The following is an 18,232-nucleotide window of genomic DNA, read 5'->3' on the forward strand; positions in this document are numbered from 1 at the left end:
GGCGGAAGGCGGCATCAAGCCGCCGGCCGCTCTGCTGCGCTGGCGAGCGCGTCGCGCAGCATCTTTTCCTTGCTCTCGTCGAGCGAGGTCTTCAGCACGACGCCGCCGGCGTCCTTGATCTCCTTGAGCACCTTGTCCGCCGTCATGTGCTTGATCAGGACGAACAGCGCCGCGTTGCCGGTATGGAGGTTGCCGGACAGCTCCTTCATGAAGGCATCGTCGATGCCGAAATCGGACAACGCGCCGCCGAGCGCGCCGGAGGCCGCTCCGACCGCGACGCCGAGGATCGGGTTCAGGAACAAGACGCCGATCAACAGCCCCCAGAAGCTTCCCGTCATCGCTCCTACGGCGGTCGTGTTGACGAGTTGGTTGAGCTTGATGCCGCCGGTATCGGTTTTGACGGCGATCACGGCGTCGCTGATGGTGATGAGGTATTCCTTCTGCAATTTGAGGAGGCGCTGACGCACTTCCTCGGCTTTTGCCTCGGTCGGGTACACGATCGCGACGAGATCGGACATCGAAACCTCCTTGAGCTTTGTCGGCTGGGCAGGATGCTGATGGTGTGCTCCGGCGTGACGCTAGTCCGCGGGCGCTACGCGCGGCATCGGAGAAAACCCTGGGCTCAAAGGATGAATGTTCTGATGAGCCAAGGGGTACGTGCGCGCGATCGGCGGAGATCCCCGGCGAGGAGGGAAATCCTGATCCACGACTAGGTAATCACCCGATATTCCCTGCGGGTCCGAAGGCGCATCGTCGCAAGCACTGCCAAAAGCCGATTGGCTGCGCGAGGCCTCCATGACCGCGACGTCATCGATCCAGAAGCTTTCACTGTTCGCGCTGACCGCGATGGTGGTCGGGTCGATGGTCGGCTCGGGCATCTTCTCGTTGCCGCGGACCTTCGGCATCGCAACGGGCCCGTTCGGAGCCATCTTTGCCTGGTGCATCGCCGGCGGCGGCATGTACACGCTGGCCCGCGTCTTCCAGTCGCTGGCCGAACGCAAGCCCGATCTCGATGCCGGCGTCTATGCCTATGCGAAGGCAGGATTTGGTGACTATCCAGGGTTCCTCTCGGCGCTCGGCTACTGGTCCGGGAGCTGCATCGGCAACGTATCCTACTGGGTGCTGATCAAGTCGACGCTCGGCGCGTTCTTTCCCGTGTTCGGCGATGGCAATACCGTCACCGCGATCATCGTCGCCTCGATCGGCATCTGGCTGTTCCACTTCATGATCTTGCGCGGCGTACAGCAGGCGACCGCCATCAACACCATCGTCACCATCGCCAAGATCGTGCCGATCCTGGTCTTCATCGCGATCCTGATCTTCGCCTTCAAGGCGGATATGTTCCGCGCCAATTTCTGGGGCGGCGAGGGCATGCCGGACAAGAGTCTGTTCGAGCAGATTCGCGCGACCATGCTGGTCACGGTGTTCGTCTTTCTCGGCATCGAGGGCGCCAGCGTTTATTCGCGCTATGCCAGGGAGCGTGCCCATGTCGGCGCCGCAACGATCCTCGGCTTCGTGATCGTGACGAGCCTGATGGTGTTCGTCACCATGCTGCCCTATGCCGTGCTCCCGCGCGCCGAGATCGCGGACATGCGGCAGCCGTCAATGGCGACTGTGCTGGAGGCGGTCGTCGGGCACTGGGGCGCCGTCTTCGTCAGCATTGGACTTTTGGTTTCGGTGTTGGGCGCCTATCTCGCCTGGTCGCTGATCTGCGCCGAAGTGCTCTCCGCCGCCGGCCGGACCAGAGACATGCCGGCGGTGTTCGGCACGGAGAACGCGAACAAGGTGCCGGCCGCCGCGCTGTGGTTGACGAACGTGGTCGTCCAGCTCTTCGTGATCAGCACCTATTGGTCGCGAGACGCCTTCGCATTCATGCTCAATTTGACGAGCGTCATGAACCTCATTCCATTTTTCCTGGTCGCCGCCTACGGGCTCTTGCTGGTCAGGCGGGGCGAGACCTATGAGAAGCGCCCGGACCAGCGCAGGCGCGACCTGATCTTCACCGGCATCGCCGTCGTCTACACGCTGTTTCTGATCTATGCGGCGGGGATGAAATACCTGCTGCTGGCCGCCATTCTCTACGCGCCCGGTACGGTTTTGTATTTCTGGGCCCGCCTTGAGCAGAAGGCAAAGGTCTTCAAGCCGGTCGAATGGGTCATCTTCATCGTGGCCGTGATCGGCGCCGTGATCGGAGTTCATGGATTGGCCACCGGCTACATCACCATCTAGGCGAGACCATCTAGGCAAGGCAGCTCCCATGGCAAAGCAAGCTTCGGACTCCTCCACTGCTTTCGGCGTGCATTCTGAGGTCGGACAGTTGCGCAAGGTGATGGTCTGCTCGCCGGGCCGTGCCCATCAACGCCTCACGCCCTCCAATTGCGACACGTTGCTGTTCGACGACGTGCTCTGGGTCGACAACGCCAAGCGCGATCATTTCGATTTCGTGCAGAAGATGCGCGACCGCGGCATCGAAGTGGTCGAGATGCATAATCTGCTCACCGAGACCGTCGCGATCCCTGAGGCCAGGAAATGGATCCTCGACAACCAGGTCGTTCCCAACCAGGTCGGGCCAGATATCGTCGATGACCTGCGCGCCTATCTGGAAAGCCTCAAGCCGCGTGACCTGGCCGAAACCTTGATCGGCGGTGTTTCCACCTACGATTTTCCGGACGCCCATGGCGGCGAAACGCTGCGGCTCATTCGCGAGGCAGCCGGCATGACCGAGTATCTGCTGCCGCCGCTGCCCAATACGCTGTACACGCGGGATACGACCTGCTGGATCTATGGCGGCGTCACCCTCAATTCGCTCTATTGGCCGGCACGGCATGAAGAGCCGATCCTCGCCACGGCCATCTACAAGTTCCATCCGGACTTTGCGGGGAAGGTCAACGTCTGGTGGGGTGACCCGACCCAGGATCATGGCCTTGCCACCCTGGAAGGCGGCGACGTGATGCCGATCGGCAAAGGCAACGTCCTGATCGGCCTCAGCGAGCGCACCTCGCGGCAGGCGATCAGCCAGCTTGCAGCTGCCTTGTTCAAGAGGAAGGCGGCCGAGCGCGTGATCGTGGCCGCGATGCCCAAGCTCCGCGCGGCGATGCATCTCGACACCGTCTTCACCTTCGCCGATCGCGATTGCGTGCTGATCTATCCCGACATCGTCGACACCATCAGGGCGTTCTCGTACCGGCCCGCAAACAACGCCACCGGTATCGAGCTGCGCAAGGACGAGAAGCCGTTCGTGCAGGTCGTCGCGGAGGCGCTGGGCCTGAAGAAGCTGCGCGTCGTCGAGACTGGTGGCACCGCCTATATGCGCGAGCGTACGCAGTGGGACAGCGGCGCCAATCTGGTCTGCGCGTCGCCCGGGGTCGTATTCGCCTATGACCGCAACACCTATGCCAACACCTTGCTGCGCAAGGAGGGGATCGAGGTGATCACCATCGTCGGCGCAGAACTCGGCCGCGGCCGGGGTGGCGGTCATTGCATGACCTGTCCGATCACTCGGGACGCGGTGGATTACTAGGGGCGGACGGACTCGAGCGCTTGGGCGTGGTGGCGGATCGCCATCACGGAGCCCGTTGGAAGGCGTTTTAGTCTCTGTTGCAGTGATGTTGAACGTCGGTTCGCGGCGATTTGGCACGAACTGCACAATCACACGCTCCGGACTTCATCTTTCACATATTCGGGATTTCAATCGGCATAGGGTACTACTTGGTAGTGTACCTGACCCAGCGGTGTATAATCCCGCAAGCCCGAGGGCGCGGGTTCTGATCCAGAGATCATCACCTGGCGTGGCGTCGACGGGGCAGGGAGCGACCCTCGCGTTCGGGAACATTGAAGACTCGGCATTGAGCTTCGATGCCAAGGTCGCTCAAAGAGTGAGTGCGTACCGTGAAGCTACATGGCTCCCCCACCTGCGAGTCGAGTCGAACCGGCGTCAGGGAATGGCTGCCAATCGGTCCGGAAGAGCGGCTCGGCGACGTGCCTCCGAACGCCAGCCTGGTGTCCCTTCAGGAGTGCATCCAGCAGCGGATCGCATCCGATCTTCACGATTCAACCTGCCAGTATCTGATCGCAGCGAGCCTCGGCCTGATGCGCCTGCGCACCTGCCTGAACGACCCGGCCGGAGCTGCGCGGCTATGTGACGAGATCGATGCCTCGATCGACGAAGCGCTGCGGGAGATCCGAGCGTTCGCCTATCTGCTGCACCCGCAGAATCTGACGGTCGACGGTCTGAAAGCGACGATCGAACGCTATTCGCGGGGATTTGCCACGCGGACATCCCTGCACGTGACGACCAGGATTTCGTCGGATATCGATCGCTTGTCGCGTGACAAGCAGCATTCGTTGCTCCGGGTCGTCCAGGAGGCCCTGACGAACGTCTTTCGTCATGCGAAGGCGACGGAAGTTAGAATCGTCATCGCCTCGACCGGCAGCCATGTTCAACTGACGGTCAGCGACAACGGGCGAGGCTTTCCGGCTGCCCATGCCAAATCCAGTACGAAGGCTGTAATGGGCGTCGGCATTCCGGCCATGAGGGCCAGATTGCAGCAAATCGGAGGTACGCTTCATATCCAGTCCGGCTCGGCGGCGCGACATTCCGGCACCACATTGCTGGCGGTGTTGCCGCGCGATTTCGTCGAAAGCAAACGCAACAGGAAGACCGCAACAGTCGCGAGGGTCCACGCAGGCACATCGTGAAAGAAGAAAACTGATCACCGGTGGTGGCCGAAATCGTCTATCGCGCCTGGCGTCTGGGGCTGCCACCGTGTCAAAAAACCTGGAGTGCGCTGCCATGAAGCGGTTTCTTATCGCAGATGATCACGAGGCCGTACGGTCGGGCTTGCGAGCCGTGCTCGAGCAGCGGGCGGATTGGGAGGTGGTCGCTGAGGCCAATGACGGCAGCAAGGCTGTTGCCGCTGCAATCGCCAACCAGCCCCACGTCGCCATCGTCGATTTTTCCATGCCGCGCATGACGGGGGTGGAAGTCGCACGGCGGATCAGGGAATACCCGCTTCAGACCGAGGTGCTGATCTTCACGGTGCACAATTCCAGCCTGCTTGCGCAGGAGGCGTTCCAGGCAGGTGCGCGCGCCTTCCTGCTGAAGTCCGACGCCAACAAACTTCTGCTGGCGGCGGTCGAGGCGCTCCTGGCGCACAAGCCGTTCTGTACCAGGAGCTGTCAGAACGAACTGGATCGCGGGCTGAGCTCCAGCATGGACAGTAGGCAGGCGCTCACCCCGCGGGAGCAGCTCGTCGTCAAGCTAGTCGCGGAGGGCTATAGCAACAAAGGCATCAGCTCCATCCTGGACCTCAGCGTCAAGACGACGGAGGCGCACCGGGCGGCCGCGATGCGCAAGCTCGACGTGAATTCGACGGCCGGACTGGTCCGCTACGCGGTGCGGGCCGGGCTGATCGAGGTATGAGGCCTTTGGGTACAATCGCCGAGGGATTTCAGGGTTTTGTGGGATAACCCGCTGGACCGCGACCGGTATGATCGCTCGATCTTCCTGCCGGTCGCCTCCATCGATCGCCCGATGGGCCCGCGGGCCGGCATACGGGAACGACGTCGTGAAGCGCATCGTGATTGCGGATGATCATGAAGTCGTGCGCTCCGGGCTGCGGGCGATCGTCGAAACCCGCTCCAACTGGATCGTCAGCGGAGAGGCGACCAATGGCGAGCAGGCGGTCGCATTGGCGTTGGAGACGCGGCCCGATATCGTGATCGTCGACTATTCGATGCCGCTCATGAACGGGCTGGAGGTCAGCCGTCGTCTGAAGGCGCTGCATGTGCGCACGGAAGTGCTGATCCTGACGATGCACGAGAATGAGGAGCTGCTGACCGAGGCCATCCTGGCAGGAGTTCGCGGGTTCCTGTTCAAGTCGGATGCCAGGAACCACCTGATTTCCGCCATCGAGGCGCTGCTCGACGGCCGGCCTTACTTCACCAGCCTGCTGCTGGAGAAGCTGCTCCACGACTACCAGCTCAACAAGCAGAACAAGTCGGCCATGCTGCTCACGTCGCGCGAGCAGAGCGTGGTTCAGCTCATTGCCGAAGGACATACCAACAGGTCCATCAGCACGATCCTGAAGCTGAGCGTGAAGACGGTCGAGACGCATCGCGCGTCCGCAATGCGCAAGCTCGGGATGTCGTCGACGGCCGAGCTGGTGCGCTATGCCATTCGCAAGCGACTGGTGGCGCCGTGAAGGGGCATTGGCGGGCTGGCGGCTCGCCAATTCGCTCACCGATCGGCTACCGTCTCAGCGAGCAGCCAATCCCGAAAGACGACGAGGGGCGGGTGGGGCGCTCGTTCCGACGGCCACACCAGATAGTATCGTTCGGGGCTCTCCATCGGCAGGTTGAGGGCGCGCACGAGGCGACCGCTGGCCAGCTCGTCCTGGATCAGGAACGTGGGAAGAAGCGCAACGCCCACGCCGACCATCGCCGCCTGGGCAACCGTTGCAAACTGATCGAAATACATCGTCTGGGCGGACGCCCCTGGAACGCCCTGCGCAAGGAACCATTGGTCCCATGCGTTCGGTCGCGTCGAGATGCTGAGCAGCAATGCCTTCCTGATGTCTCCTGCCGAGCGAAAGTGGAATTGCTTCCTGAGCTCGGGACTGCAGGCGGGAACGACTTCCTCCGAGCGCAGGAGGACCATCTCGGCGCCCGGCCAGTCCGGTGATCCGAAATGGATCGCTGCATCCAGCGGCTCGGAACGAAAATCGAAGTAGGACAGGCGGGTTGCAAGATTGACGGTGACGCCCGGATTCTGCGCCAGGAATCTCGGAAGGCGTGGCGCCAGCCAGCGCGTGCCGAACGTCGGCAGGATCGCCAGATTGAGCGTGCCGCCTCTCGGATTGGCGCGCAGGTTGAACGAGGCGGTGCTGATCTTCCGCAGCGCGTCGCGAATCTCGCGCGCATAGGCTTCGCCGGCGGGCGTCAGCCGAATGGTCTGGCGCTCGCGGACGAACAGTTCGACACCGAGTTGCTCTTCCAGCGACTTGATCTGCCGGCTGACAGCCCCCTGGGTCAGGCTGAGCTCCTTGGCTGCCAGCGTCACGCTGCCGGTGCGCGCCGCAGCTTCAAAGGCGGCAAGCAGAGCGGTTGACGGCAGGAAGCGACGGGACGGCTGCATATTATTCCATCTTGGAATGATCTATTGAGCAATCATCGTTTGGTGGTCTTGAAAAGGCAAGAATAGTTCGGGCGCTTCATGCTAATTTTGCATGACTCTCGTGGTGGTCAGGCCCAGTTCCGAGCGGCGGCCTCACGAGAATTAGCCATTGACCAGCGTGCCACTTCAGTTCGATCAAGGGCCGGCGCGCTCAACCAGACGCAACGGCCGCGCCATCCAAATCAACGCCGACTTCGGAAAGCCTGTCATGTCCGTCAAACCCGCCCCTCAGACCCAAGCTCACACCGCCGATCTTGCCGCTGAGGTCGACAGGCTCCTCGCCGACGTCGGCGTGAGCCGTGCGAGCTACACGGAGGGCACGCTCGCCGTGCAGACGCCGATCACCGGCAAGATCGTCGGGAAGGTCAGGGAAGTCGGCGCGGCCGACGCCGCCGCGCTGATTGCGAAGGCACATGCGGCCTTCCAGGTCTGGCGGCTGGTACCGGCACCGAAGCGCGGTGAGCTGGTCCGGCTGTTCGGCGAAGAGCTTCGCGCCAACAAGCAGGCTTTGGGCCGGCTGGTGTCGATCGAGGTCGGCAAGATCGTGTCCGAGGGCCTCGGCGAGGTTCAGGAGATGATCGACATCTGCGACTTCGCCGTCGGGCTGTCCCGCCAACTCTATGGCCTGACCATCGCCACCGAGCGCGGCGAGCATCGGATGATGGAGAGCTGGCATCCGCTCGGCGTGACCGGCATCATCTCCGCCTTCAATTTCCCGGTCGCCGTCTGGGCGTGGAACGCGGCGCTGGCACTCGTTTGCGGCAACAGCATCGTGTGGAAGCCGTCCGAGAAGACCCCGCTGACGGCGCTGGCGACGCAGGCGCTGTTCGACCGCGCGCTGACGCGCTTTACGAAGGAAGGCGGAAGCGCGCCTGCAGGGCTTGCGGCGCTGCTGATTGGCGGCCGCGACCTCGGCGAGCTGCTTGTCGACCATGCGAAGGTCCCGCTGGTGTCGGCCACGGGCTCGACCGCGATGGGCCGCGCCGTGGGGCCGCGGCTCGCCAAGCGTTTCGCGCGCGCAATTCTCGAACTCGGCGGCAACAATGCAGCCATCGTCGCGCCGACGGCCGACCTCGATCTGACGCTGCGCGGCGTTGCCTTTGCCGCGATGGGAACCGCCGGCCAGCGTTGCACGACGCTTCGGCGCCTCTTCGTCCATGAGAGCGTGTATGACAGCTTCGTTCCGCGGCTGAAGCGGGCCTACGCATCCGTGTCCGTCGGCAGTCCCCTGGAAGCCGGCACGCTGGTTGGTCCGTTGATCGACGGCGCGGCCTATCGTGCGATGCAGGGTGCGCTCGAGGCCGCGAAGGCGGCGGGGGCCGCCATTCACGGCGGCGAGCCGATTGCCGTCGAGGACGCGACGGACGCGTACTACGTTCGTCCCGCGCTGGTCGAGATTGCTGCGCAGACGGGGCCTGTCGAGCAGGAGACCTTCGCGCCGATCCTCTACGTGATCAAATACAGCGATTTCGATTCCGTCCTCGAACTGCACAATGCCGTTCCGCAAGGGCTCTCCTCGTCGATCTTCACCAATGATTTGCGCGAAGCCGAGACGTTCCTGTCGGCGCGCGGCTCCGATTGCGGGATCGCCAACGTCAATATCGGTCCGTCCGGCGCGGAGATCGGCGGCGCGTTCGGCGGCGAGAAGGAGACCGGCGGCGGACGCGAGTCCGGGTCCGATGCGTGGAAGGCCTATATGCGCCGGGCCACGAACACCATCAATTATGGCCGAACGCTCCCGCTGGCCCAGGGCGTCAAGTTCGACGTGGTGTGAGGCCTGATGCAGGATGATCCGCGATCGCATGGTCTTTGGGCGCTGACGGCGCCGGCTGCGCCTGAGACCATGACGCTCGTGGGCGAGCTGGATGTCGATGTCGTCGTCATCGGCGGCGGATATACCGGCGTGTCCTCCGCGCTTCATCTCGCCGAGGGAGGCGCGCGCGTCGCCGTGCTTGAAGCTTCCGAGATCGGGTTCGGCGGATCGGGGCGCAATGTCGGTCTCGTCAATGCGGGCATGTGGGTCATGCCCGATGCTCTCACCTCGACGCTGGGTCAGGTCTTTGGCGAGCGCCTGATCGATCTTCTCGGTCACGGACCGGCGAAGGTGTTCGATCTCATCGAAAAGCAGGGCATCGATTGTGAGCCGGAGCGCGCGGGCACGCTGCATTGCGCCGTCGGGCATAAGGGCCTGGCCGAGATCGAGGCCCGTGCCGAGCAATGGCAGCGGCGCGGTGCACGGGTCGAGGTGCTCAACGCCGAAGAGACGCGCGCCAAGATCGGCGGCGGCGACTACGCCGGTGCGCTGCTGGACAAGCGCGCCGGCACCATTCAGCCGCTCGCCTATGTCCGCGGCCTGGCGCGCGTCGCGCTGGCGGCGGGCGCGAAGATCTTTACCCAAAGTCCCGTTCTCGCCGCGCACATGGACGGCTCGCGCTGGAAGATCGACACGAAATCGGGATCGGTCCGCGCGAATTGGGTGATCGTTGCCACCGATGCCTATGCGCAAGGCCCGTGGTCGCAGGTTCGGCAGGAGCAGATTCATCTGCCTTACTTCAATTTTGCGACCGAGCCCCTGTCGGACAATCTGAGGGCGTCGATCCTGCCGGAACGGCAGGGAGCCTGGGACACCAAGCAGGTGCTCTCCTCGTTCCGCTTCGACCGCGCAGGCCGACTGGTGTTTGGCAGCGTCGGTGCGCTCGAGGGAAGCGGTGCCGCGATCCACAGGGCGTGGGCCATTCGTTCGCTGCGAAAATTGTTTCCGCAGCTTGCCGACATCAGGTTCGAGGCTGGCTGGTTCGGGATGATCGGTATGACCTCGGACAATCTGCCGCGTTTTCACAAGCTCGACCGCAACGTCATCGCCTTCAGCGGCTACAACGGCCGGGGTATCGCGCCGGGCACGGTGTTTGGCGGTGTGCTGGCGTCCTACGTGCTCGGCCATGTCGCTGAAAAAGACCTTCCGCTGCCGGTCGCAGCCTGCGAGGAGCCGCGCTTCCGCCTCGCACAGGAGGCTCTCTACCGCGCCGGATCCCAGCTCGTTCATCTGACCGAAGCGCGGCTCTAAAGCGCGATGAGATTGGGATGAATCGTCATCGCGCTTTAGGTTGTTGTTTGAGCATGATCTCCGCGCAAACGCGTTCCGCGTTTGTCGCGAGGGAAAACGGCTTCACACTTTTCCGGGTCATGCTTTAAGCCGTCGAACCATGAAAGAGGATGCCTTGCTGCGCTACTACACCGCTGCTGAGGTCGAGGCCGGCCTTGACTATCTCAGACTGATCGACGCGCTGGCCGAGTCCTTCCGGCGTGGCGGCGAGGCAATGCCGGTTCGGCAGAGTTACGACGTCGGAGCTCCCGACACGCCCGGCCATCTCCTGACCATGCCGGCCTGGGAACGAGGCAAGGCGCTCGGGGTGAAGCTCGTGACGGTATTCCCTGCGAACGCGTCCCGCGGCCTCGGCGCCGTGTCATCGCTCTACACGCTGTTCGACGGCACCACCGGCCAGCCGCGTGCGATGATCGACGGCGAAGCGCTGACCAACCGGCGGACGGCGGCTGCTTCCGCGCTTGCCTCGCGCTATCTGTCGCACCCGGACAGCAAGACGTTGCTCGTCATAGGCACGGGTCGCATCGCGGCCTGTCTGCCGGCCGCGCATCGCGCCACGCGTCCAATCGAGCGCGTGCTCGTTTGGGGCCGCAATCCGCAGCGCGCGGAGGCTTTTGCAGGCGAGATCTCCCGGCAAGGGTTCGGCGCCGAGGCGGTTGTCGATCTGCCCGCGGCATTGGCCGAGGCAGATATCGTCAGTTGCGCGACGACATCGGTCGAGCCCATCGTTCTTGGTCGACACTTAGGAACGGGCACACATCTCGATCTCGTCGGTGCGTTCACGCCCAAGATGCGCGAGAGCGACGACGAGGCCGTCTGCCGCAGCCGCGTTTTTGTCGACACCTATGGTGGTGCGCTCGCGGAAGCCGGCGATCTGCTCCAGCCGATCGCCGCCGGGCGCTGGGACGCCGCCAGGATCTGTGGTGATCTGCATGAGCTGGCCAGCGGTGCGCGGCCCGGTCGTCTCGAGGAGAGTGAGATCACGCTGTTCAAGTCAGTCGGGGCGGCGTCCGAGGATCTCGCGGCCGCGTCACTCCTCGTCGGCGGATGGGATTCCGGGATTGGCGGGGCGGCGTCATAAGGTCAGCGATCGGCGGTCAATTGCTGGCGATACCGTTCGGCGTCCCAGCTCAGCAACGCGTGCTCGTTCTCGGCCGAGAGATAGTGGACCTCGGCGATAAGGGGCACACGGCAGGTCACCAGTCCGAGACAGGTCAGCATGGCTTCGGCACCATTGCTTGCATCCTTGCGAATGACACAGCCGAGGCCGGGAACGAGGAGGGCGACCGGAGGCGGCCGCCTGTCCGTATGGGCTCGCGACGTCAGGACGCGCAGATCCTCGCCATGGTCCAGCACGGGCAGGCCGGGACCGAGAAAGACGACGTGGTCCGGATACAGCGAGCCGCTGGTCGCAATGGCACGGCTGTAGCGGTCGATCGCGATGCTGTGGCAGAGCGGATCTTTTGGCGAACGATAATCGGTGCCGGCGCAGATTGAGCGGAGCGCCTCGTCATCGGCTGGTATGGCACTGCGCTGGGTGAGTGCGAGCCGCCTCTCGACCTCGTCCACCAGCGTCTCGGCCGCCGCGCAGCTGTCAGCGCCGACCACCAGCCCATGGTTGCCGAGGATCAGGATATCCACGGCATCCTCCGCCAGGATATCGCTCACGGCCTTGGCCAGCGGCAGTCCCGGATGATGATAGTCGAGCCAGCGCCAGGACAAGCCGTCGAGGCGCCTGGCAAGCTCCTCGCGCGCGTCGGACCGCACCGCCCAGGCGATCGTATTGACCGAATGAACGTGCAACACGACGGGATGTGGCATGAGCGCGTGGAGCGAGGTCTCGATCGAGGCGCGCAATGTCGAGTTGGTGCCGGGAGCAAGAGGCACCTTTTCGTCGCCTTGCATAAGCGCAGCGCGCGCTGCGCCAAGCGACACCGGCACGAAGATGTCCTTGGCTTCCGCATCCGCAAGCCAGGTGCCGGACGCCTTCACCCAGAGCACATCGCCATCCTTGATCGAGGAGTTGCCGCCGGCACCCTGCACCAGCAGGATGTTGCGGCCGACGCGCGCCGACATATGGCGGAGATCATCGAGTTGTGCAGGCTCGCGCATTGCAGGCCTCACCAGGTCAAGTGGTTCATCAGCCAGTCCGGTATCATCTCCTGCGATCCCGCCAGCATGCGGATCGCCGCCGGCAGATCGGGCGCGCCTGCGAGTGCGTCCCTGTGCACGCCCGCGCCGAGGAACAGGGTCAGCATTCCCTTGGCCCGTGCGCCGGCGACGTCGTGATCGAGGGAATCGCCGATCATCAGGACCCGCTTCGGATCGGGATGGCCGAGTTGCTCCAGTGCCGCCTCGAAGATCGGCGCGTGCGGCTTGCCGACAAATGCCACGGCACCGCCAAACCTCTCGTAGAACCGCGCCAGTGCGCCCGGCGCCGGGACCAATCCGTTCGCGCTGAACATGGTCAAATCAGGGTTGGCGCACAGCATCGGCAACCGCCGCGCTGCCGCCGCGGCGAAGCGTGCGCGCCAGTGCTCGGGCTCAGCGACGTCATCATCGAGCCCGGCCAGCAGGATGAAATCGGCCTTCTCGATCTCGGTCACGATCGAGAGGCCGAGACCGTCGATAACGGAATGATCGCCGCCGCGCGTGATGAGAAAACATGATCGGCCGAGATTGGCGAAAGGGGCGCGTGCGCGTTGAAGCAATCCCGCCCAGGTCACTTCGCCGGAGGTCAGGATGCCGTCATAGGCCGTCGGCGGCAGGCCGAGCCTTGCAAGCCGCTCTTCGTTGCTGCGTGCACGCTTGCCGGAGTTCGACAGCACCAGCACGCGCTTGCCCGCGGTCTTGAGCTTCACCACGCAGTCCCGCGCGGCCGGAAACACGGTGCCGCCTTCATGCAGCGTGCCCCATTGGTCGAGCAGCACGTGATCGAACCGGTCGGCGATCGCGCTCAAAGTATTGATTTCGATTGTGCCGACTCTCATGACGGGCTGCCCTGCAAGGCCAGCAGCGCTGCACCGTAGCTCGCTTCGGTTTGCTCGGCCGTCGTGACGGCAACACCGAGCGCGCGGCGTCTGATCTCGGTCCATGCCGGGTTCTTCGCACCGCCGCCGATGCTGACGACGCGGCGCAGTCGCGGTGCTCCGAGCGCAGCGAGGCGCTGATAGGCGAGGGCTTCGACCGATGCGATGCCTTCGAGCAGCGCCTGGAAGAAGCGATGGTCTTCCGCCGGGCGCGGCGTGATCCGTGCGGCCAAGGACGGATCGGCGATCGGAAAGCGCTCGCCTGGCTTTGGCAAGGGATAGTAGTCGAGCCCGGTCGGCTCCTCCGGTCGCAGTTGCGGCGTCAGCCGTTCCATCTCTGCCGCCGAGAAATGCGCGAGCAGCGCGCCGCCGCCGGAATTGGAGGCGCCGCCGGCGAGCCAGCGCTCGCCGAGCCGGTGCGAATAGACGCCCTGATCGGCGGCGAAGATCGGCTGCGTCGCGAGCAGCTTGACGACCAGCGTCGTCCCGAGCGAGGTCACGGCATCGCCGGGGTTATCGGCGCGCGTCGCGATGAACGCGGCGACGCCGTCGGTGGTGCCGGCCGTGATGCGGGCCGTTTTCGACAGGCCGAGCTCTGAGGCAACCCCTGGATCGATCTCGGCAAACGGCGTCCCCGGCACCAGCACGCGCGGCAAAAGTGTGTGCGGCACGCCGAGCTGATCGAGCCAGGCCGGCCAGCTGCGCGTGACGGGATCGTAGCCGAGCTTGAGGACGTTGTTCTCGTCGCTGACGCCGTGGGTTCCCGCCAGCCGGCCGGCGATCCAATCGGCCTGATGCACGGCAAAGCGCGCGCTTCTTGCGTCGCTTTGGCCCAACAAATGAAGCAGTTTCGCCAATGCGCTGCTGGCGCCGTGAGCGCCGCTTTCCTTCGGCGCAACTGATGCAATGCGCTGGGCTTCCTTTGCCGCGCGGGCGTCGTTGTACATCAGCCCCGGCGTGCAGGGACGGCCGGCCGCGTCGATCAGGAGCAGCGTGCCGGACGTGCCGTCAACGCAAACGTGCTCGACGGCCTGGAGATCGATGCCGCGTCCGAGCTTGCTGATCGCAACGACGCTCGCGTGCCACCAGAATTCGGGGTCCTGATCGATCGCGTTACCGTCCTGTCGCGGTGGGGGCAGGGTGGCGGACTCCATGCCCTGGATGTCGCCGCGCGCATCGACGGCGCAGGCGCGAACGCCGCTGGTTCCGACGTCGATGCCGAGGAACAAGCCCGTCATTGGATCTCACCTCCCTTTGGCACTCTGTCGATTGCGGCGCAGTTCACAATCGCCCCCGCGATTGCACTGCAGCACGTTTGGGGGATTGACGTCCCGGCCGGCCTCTGCAATTTTTTGCAAGGCGTGAAGAAATTTGCAAGCAGGCTTTTTCGCCGTGGTGATGCAACCCGACAGGATGGCGACGATTGACGGCGAAGCGTCGCTCGCGACCCGCGCGGCCTGGCTCTATTTCGCCGCCGGACTGACCCAGTCGGAGGTCGCCGACCGCCTCAACATCCAGAGCACCAAGGCGCACCGGCTGATCGCGCGCGCCAGCCGCGAGGGCATGATCCGCGTCTTCGTGGAAGGGCCGGTCGCCGAATGCGTTGCGCTGGAGAACACGCTGGTCGAGCGCTACGGGCTCTCCTTCTGCCGCGTCGCACCCGATCTCGGCGAGGGCGACCTGCCGCTGAAGGCGCTGGCGCTGGAGGGGGCCAGCTTCCTGCGGCAGATCCTCGAGCGCGGCGAGCACAAGATCATCGGCGTCGGCCATGGCCGCACGCTCGCCGCGATGGTGGAACAACTGCCGCAGACACCTGCACGCGGCGTGCAATTCGTATCGCTGCTTGGCGGACTGACACGGAAATTCGCCGCCAATCCGTTCGACGTCATCCATCGCCTCGCCGAGCGCACCGGCGCGGAAGCCTATCTTCTGCCTGTTCCCGTGTTCGCCAATTCCGTCGCCGACCGCGCGGTGCTGATGCAGCAATACGGCATCGCCGACGTATTCGCGCTCGCCCGCAAGGCCTCGCTGCTGTTCGTCGGCATCGGCCAGATCCACGCCGAGGGCTTCCTGGTCTCGAGCGGCATGATCAGGCCGGACGAGGTCGTGGAACTGAAGCGGGAAGGCGCCTGCGCCGACCTGCTCGGCCATTTCTTCAATGCCGATGGCGAGATGCTCGACATCGATCTGTCGGCGCGCGCCACCTCGATGGAGGCGGCGGATTTGCGGAAACACCGCATCGTCGCCATCGGCGGCGGACTGGCAAAAGTCACGGCGCTGCGCGCGGTTTTGCGCAGCGGCCTCCTGCACGGCCTCATCATCGATGAGGTGACAGCGCAGGCACTCGCTACCGACAGGCCGGAGGCAACATCCGGCAAAACCAAGAACAAGAGTCGGAAGGGTAAGTAAACGCGCACCATGGGAGGTTACAATGCACGACCGCGAGAAGAATCTGTTCGATTCCTACGCCGCCAAACGGATCAGCCGGCGTGATCTACTGGACGGAGCCGCCAAGCTCGGTATCGCCGGCGCGGCGGCCAACGCAACCTTCGCCTCCGCAATGTCGCGGGCGATGGCCGCGGACTTCAACTGGAAGGCCTATAGCGGCAAGTCCGTCAAGCTGCTGCTGAATAAGCATCCCTACGTCGATGCCATGATCGGCGACCTCGAAGCATTCAAGGCGCTGACGGGCATGAATGTCACCTACGACATCTTCCCGGAGGACGTCTATTTCGACAAGGTGACGGCGGCGCTGTCCTCGAAATCGGATCAGTACGACGCCTTCATGACCGGCGCCTACATGACCTGGACCTACGGTCCGGCCGGCTGGATCGAGGACCTCAACAGCTACATCAAGGATCCCGCCAAGACCAACCCGGCCTTCGCCTGGGACGACGTGCTGCCGGGCCTGCGCTCCTCGACCGCATGGGACGGCGTCGCCGGCTCCGAACTCGGCTCGGGCAAGGCCAAGCAGTGGTGCATCCCCTGGGGCTACGAGCTCAACAACATCACATACAACCGCAACATCTTCAGCAAGGTCGGCGTCAAGCCGCCGACGAACCTCGACGAGATGCTCGAGGTGGCCGCGAAGATCACCAAGGACGCCGGCGGGCCTTACGGCGTCGGCGTTCGCGGGTCGCGCTCCTGGGCGACCATCCATCCGGGCTTCCTCTCGGCCTATTCGAACTTCGGCCAGAGGGATTTTGTGATGGAGGGCGGCAAGCTGAAGGCCGCGATGAACACCAAGGCTTCGAAGGATTTCCACGAGAAATGGGTCAAGATGATTCAGACCTCGGGCCCGAAGAACTGGTCGACCTATACCTGGTACCAGGTCGGCACCGACCTCGGCGCTGGCGCCTCCGGCATGATCTTCGACGCCGACATTCTCGGCTACTTCATGAACGGCGGTGACAACAAGGAGAAGGGCAATCTCGGCTACGCGCCCTTCGCCGCGAACCCGGCGGCCAAGGCGCCGACGCCCAACGTCTGGATCTGGTCGCTCGCAATGTCGAGCTTCTCGAAGCAGAAGGATGCGGCCTGGGTGTTCATGCAATGGGCGGCTTCCGTCGAGCACGATCTGTTCGGCGCCCGCAAGATGGACTTCGTCAACCCGGTGCGCGCCTCGGTCTGGAAGGACTCGGAGTTCCGCGACCGCATCGCGAAATCCTATCCCGGCTATCTGGAGCAGCATGACGTATCGGCCCCGGGCGCCAAGATCTACTTCACGGCGCAGCCGCTGTTCTTCGACCTGACCACCGAATGGGCAGCCTCGCTCCAGAAGATGGTCGCCAAGGAGATCAGCGTCGACGAAGGCCTCGACAAGCTCGCTGACAGCATCAACCGTCAGCTCAAGCAGGCAGGACTTGGTTGAACTGCCTCGATTGACGCCTTTCGTGGTGCCTCAATTCCTCCGCGCCACGACAACCCGCCGGTTCGGAACGCCTACGATCCGGGCCGGCGGTGTTGCAGTGAGTATGTGATCCCGTATCATCATGAGCATGGTTCAACTCCTTCAGACCTCTGCGCTTCCGCGCCGCACCACGAGGCTGCGCGGGCGCATGCTGCCTTACCTGCTGAGCCTGCCGGCTCTGCTCGTCTGCATCGCCATCCTCGTGCCGTTCGTGACGGCCGCGGTCTATTCGCTCCAGCGCTACCGTCTGAACCTGCCGTACTTGCGCGGCTTCATCGGTGTCGACAACTACATCGACTTCCTCTCCGATCCCGCGTTCTGGAATACGCTGCGCATCTCGCTCGTCTATACCGCCTTGACGGTGGTGCTCGAGCTTCTGCTCGGCCTTGGTATCGCGCTGCTCCTGCGGCGGCCGACGCGCTTCCACAATGCGGTGTCGATCGTGCTGCTGCTGCCGCTGATGACGGCGCCAGCGATTGCCGCCCTGATGTGGAAGCTGATGACAAACCCGAGCTTCGGCATCCTGTCCTATCTGGTCAGCCTGTTCGGCGTGCACGACTTCAAATGGGCGTCGGACCCGTCGAGTGCGCTGTTTACGGTCGTGCTGGTCGACGTCTGGGTCTACACGCCCTTCATCATGATCCTCTTGTTGGCCGGCCTGCGCTCGCTGCCGCGCCAGCCGTTCGAGGCCGCGGCACTCGACGGCGTTCCGGCAAGCTTCGTATTCTTCCGCATCACGTTGCCGATGCTCGCGCCCTACATCATCACGGCCTCGCTGTTCCGCCTGCTCGATTCCATCCAGCAGTTCGACATCATCTATGCGATGACGCAGGGCGGGCCCGGCGACCGGCTGATGGTGTTCCAGGTCCAGGCCTATCTCGAATTCTTCCAGTACACCAATGTCGGCCGCTCGGCGGCGCTGCTGATGATCCTCTGGCTGATCACCAACATCCTGTCGAACATCTTCATCAAGAACTGGCTGCGGCTGCGCGCACGCGCCCACGGTCACGGGTAAG

16 protein-coding genes are annotated in these 18,232 nt (G+C 64.0%); 11 read left to right on the forward strand and 5 right to left on the reverse strand.

From position 1 onward, the window contains the following. Positions 1 to 14: 14 nt before the first annotated feature. Positions 15 to 518, reverse strand: a complete 504-nt coding sequence (locus Q2941_RS01135) for a DUF1269 domain-containing protein (protein WP_254113161.1) — start codon at positions 516 to 518, stop codon at positions 15 to 17. Between the two features lie 277 nt (positions 519 to 795). Here Q2941_RS01135 and Q2941_RS01140 point away from each other — a divergent pair, with 277 nt between their 5' ends. From Q2941_RS01140 to Q2941_RS01160, 5 genes are all read left to right on the forward strand, one after another. Next, positions 796 to 2,229, forward strand: a complete 1,434-nt coding sequence (locus tag Q2941_RS01140; protein ID WP_458191311.1) for a basic amino acid/polyamine antiporter — start codon at positions 796 to 798, stop codon at positions 2,227 to 2,229. Positions 2,230 to 2,257: 28 nt separating this feature from the next. Then, positions 2,258 to 3,520 carry an arginine deiminase gene (gene arcA, locus Q2941_RS01145; protein WP_027521053.1) on the forward strand — a complete coding sequence of 421 codons (1,263 nt, stop codon included), beginning with the start codon at positions 2,258 to 2,260 and terminating at the stop codon, positions 3,518 to 3,520. A 368-nt stretch (positions 3,521 to 3,888) separates the two neighbouring features. Then, entirely contained in the window at positions 3,889 to 4,698 is an 810-nt protein-coding gene (locus Q2941_RS01150) for a sensor histidine kinase (protein WP_458191312.1), read from the forward strand. A 94-nt stretch (positions 4,699 to 4,792) separates the two neighbouring features. Further along, positions 4,793 to 5,422 (forward strand): response regulator, encoded by a 630-nt coding sequence (locus Q2941_RS01155; RefSeq protein WP_254113158.1) that lies wholly within the window; start codon positions 4,793 to 4,795, stop codon positions 5,420 to 5,422. Positions 5,423 to 5,567: 145 nt separating this feature from the next. Continuing rightward, entirely contained in the window at positions 5,568 to 6,203 is a 636-nt protein-coding gene (locus Q2941_RS01160) for a response regulator transcription factor (RefSeq protein ID WP_027521051.1), read from the forward strand. A gap of 35 nt (positions 6,204 to 6,238) precedes the next feature. Here the strand turns inward: Q2941_RS01160 and Q2941_RS01165 are convergent, their stop codons facing one another. After that, on the reverse strand, positions 6,239 to 7,135 hold the full coding sequence (locus Q2941_RS01165; RefSeq protein ID WP_027521050.1) for a LysR family transcriptional regulator: 897 nt from the start codon (positions 7,133 to 7,135) through the stop codon (positions 6,239 to 6,241). A gap of 247 nt (positions 7,136 to 7,382) precedes the next feature. Here Q2941_RS01165 and amaB point away from each other — a divergent pair, with 247 nt between their 5' ends. From amaB to lhpI, 3 genes are all read left to right on the forward strand, one after another. Next, complete coding sequence (gene amaB / locus Q2941_RS01170; protein ID WP_027521049.1) at positions 7,383 to 8,948, forward strand: L-piperidine-6-carboxylate dehydrogenase; 1,566 nt, start codon at positions 7,383 to 7,385, stop codon at positions 8,946 to 8,948. Positions 8,949 to 8,954: 6 nt separating this feature from the next. Next, a complete protein-coding gene (locus Q2941_RS01175; protein ID WP_458191313.1) occupies positions 8,955 to 10,238 on the forward strand; it encodes an NAD(P)/FAD-dependent oxidoreductase in 1,284 nt (427 codons plus the stop codon). Between the two features lie 139 nt (positions 10,239 to 10,377). After that, positions 10,378 to 11,358, forward strand: coding sequence for a bifunctional Delta(1)-pyrroline-2-carboxylate/Delta(1)-piperideine-2-carboxylate reductase (gene lhpI / locus Q2941_RS01180; RefSeq protein ID WP_458191314.1), 981 nt, complete (start codon positions 10,378 to 10,380; stop codon positions 11,356 to 11,358). A 2-nt stretch (positions 11,359 to 11,360) separates the two neighbouring features. Here the strand turns inward: lhpI and Q2941_RS01185 are convergent, their stop codons facing one another. Genes Q2941_RS01185 through Q2941_RS01195 form a run of 3 tightly spaced genes read right to left on the reverse strand, consistent with a single transcriptional unit; the run spans position 11,361 to position 14,544 of the window. Then, a complete protein-coding gene (locus tag Q2941_RS01185; protein ID WP_027521046.1) occupies positions 11,361 to 12,389 on the reverse strand; it encodes a class II aldolase/adducin family protein in 1,029 nt (342 codons plus the stop codon). Positions 12,390 to 12,397: 8 nt separating this feature from the next. Then, positions 12,398 to 13,267 (reverse strand): TIGR01459 family HAD-type hydrolase, encoded by an 870-nt coding sequence (locus Q2941_RS01190; RefSeq protein WP_027521045.1) that lies wholly within the window; start codon positions 13,265 to 13,267, stop codon positions 12,398 to 12,400. Next, positions 13,264 to 14,544 carry an FGGY-family carbohydrate kinase gene (locus Q2941_RS01195; RefSeq protein ID WP_458191315.1) on the reverse strand — a complete coding sequence of 427 codons (1,281 nt, stop codon included), beginning with the start codon at positions 14,542 to 14,544 and terminating at the stop codon, positions 13,264 to 13,266. Before Q2941_RS01195 ends, Q2941_RS01190 begins: the two co-directional genes overlap by 4 nt. Before the next feature lie 175 nt (positions 14,545 to 14,719). On the opposite strand from Q2941_RS01195, the gene Q2941_RS01200 reads away from it, so the two are divergent. The 3 genes from Q2941_RS01200 (at position 14,720) to Q2941_RS01210 (ending at position 18,231) form a co-directional block, all read left to right on the forward strand. Continuing rightward, positions 14,720 to 15,715, forward strand: a complete 996-nt coding sequence (locus Q2941_RS01200) for a sugar-binding transcriptional regulator (RefSeq protein WP_156944068.1) — start codon at positions 14,720 to 14,722, stop codon at positions 15,713 to 15,715. 22 nt (positions 15,716 to 15,737) lie between these two features. Continuing rightward, a complete protein-coding gene (locus Q2941_RS01205; RefSeq protein WP_027521042.1) occupies positions 15,738 to 17,177 on the forward strand; it encodes an extracellular solute-binding protein in 1,440 nt (479 codons plus the stop codon). 127 nt (positions 17,178 to 17,304) lie between these two features. Further along, positions 17,305 to 18,231, forward strand: a complete 927-nt coding sequence (locus Q2941_RS01210; protein ID WP_181411702.1) for a carbohydrate ABC transporter permease — start codon at positions 17,305 to 17,307, stop codon at positions 18,229 to 18,231. The last annotated feature ends 1 nt before the right edge of the window (position 18,232 follow it).

It is taken from the genome of Bradyrhizobium sp. UFLA05-153 (genome assembly GCF_054185185.1).

Excerpts from the sequence above, each read along its gene's own strand:
- Q2941_RS01135 (WP_254113161.1), bottom strand. The coding sequence starts at position 518 with ATGTCCGATCTCGTCGCGATCGTGTACCCGACCGAGGCAAAAGCCGAG.
- Q2941_RS01140 (WP_458191311.1), top strand. The coding sequence starts at position 796 with ATGACCGCGACGTCATCGATCCAGAAGCTTTCACTGTTCGCGCTGACC.
- arcA (WP_027521053.1), top strand. The coding sequence starts at position 2,258 with ATGGCAAAGCAAGCTTCGGACTCCTCCACTGCTTTCGGCGTGCATTCT.
- Q2941_RS01155 (WP_254113158.1), top strand. The coding sequence starts at position 4,793 with ATGAAGCGGTTTCTTATCGCAGATGATCACGAGGCCGTACGGTCGGGC.
- Q2941_RS01165 (WP_027521050.1), bottom strand. The coding sequence starts at position 7,135 with ATGCAGCCGTCCCGTCGCTTCCTGCCGTCAACCGCTCTGCTTGCCGCC.
- amaB (WP_027521049.1), top strand. The coding sequence starts at position 7,383 with ATGTCCGTCAAACCCGCCCCTCAGACCCAAGCTCACACCGCCGATCTT.
- Q2941_RS01175 (WP_458191313.1), top strand. The coding sequence starts at position 8,955 with ATGCAGGATGATCCGCGATCGCATGGTCTTTGGGCGCTGACGGCGCCG.
- lhpI (WP_458191314.1), top strand. The coding sequence starts at position 10,378 with ATGAAAGAGGATGCCTTGCTGCGCTACTACACCGCTGCTGAGGTCGAG.
- Q2941_RS01185 (WP_027521046.1), bottom strand. The coding sequence starts at position 12,389 with ATGCGCGAGCCTGCACAACTCGATGATCTCCGCCATATGTCGGCGCGC.
- Q2941_RS01190 (WP_027521045.1), bottom strand. The coding sequence starts at position 13,267 with ATGAGAGTCGGCACAATCGAAATCAATACTTTGAGCGCGATCGCCGAC.
- Q2941_RS01195 (WP_458191315.1), bottom strand. The coding sequence starts at position 14,544 with ATGACGGGCTTGTTCCTCGGCATCGACGTCGGAACCAGCGGCGTTCGC.
- Q2941_RS01200 (WP_156944068.1), top strand. The coding sequence starts at position 14,720 with ATGGCGACGATTGACGGCGAAGCGTCGCTCGCGACCCGCGCGGCCTGG.
- Q2941_RS01205 (WP_027521042.1), top strand. The coding sequence starts at position 15,738 with ATGCACGACCGCGAGAAGAATCTGTTCGATTCCTACGCCGCCAAACGG.
- Q2941_RS01210 (WP_181411702.1), top strand. The coding sequence starts at position 17,305 with ATGGTTCAACTCCTTCAGACCTCTGCGCTTCCGCGCCGCACCACGAGG.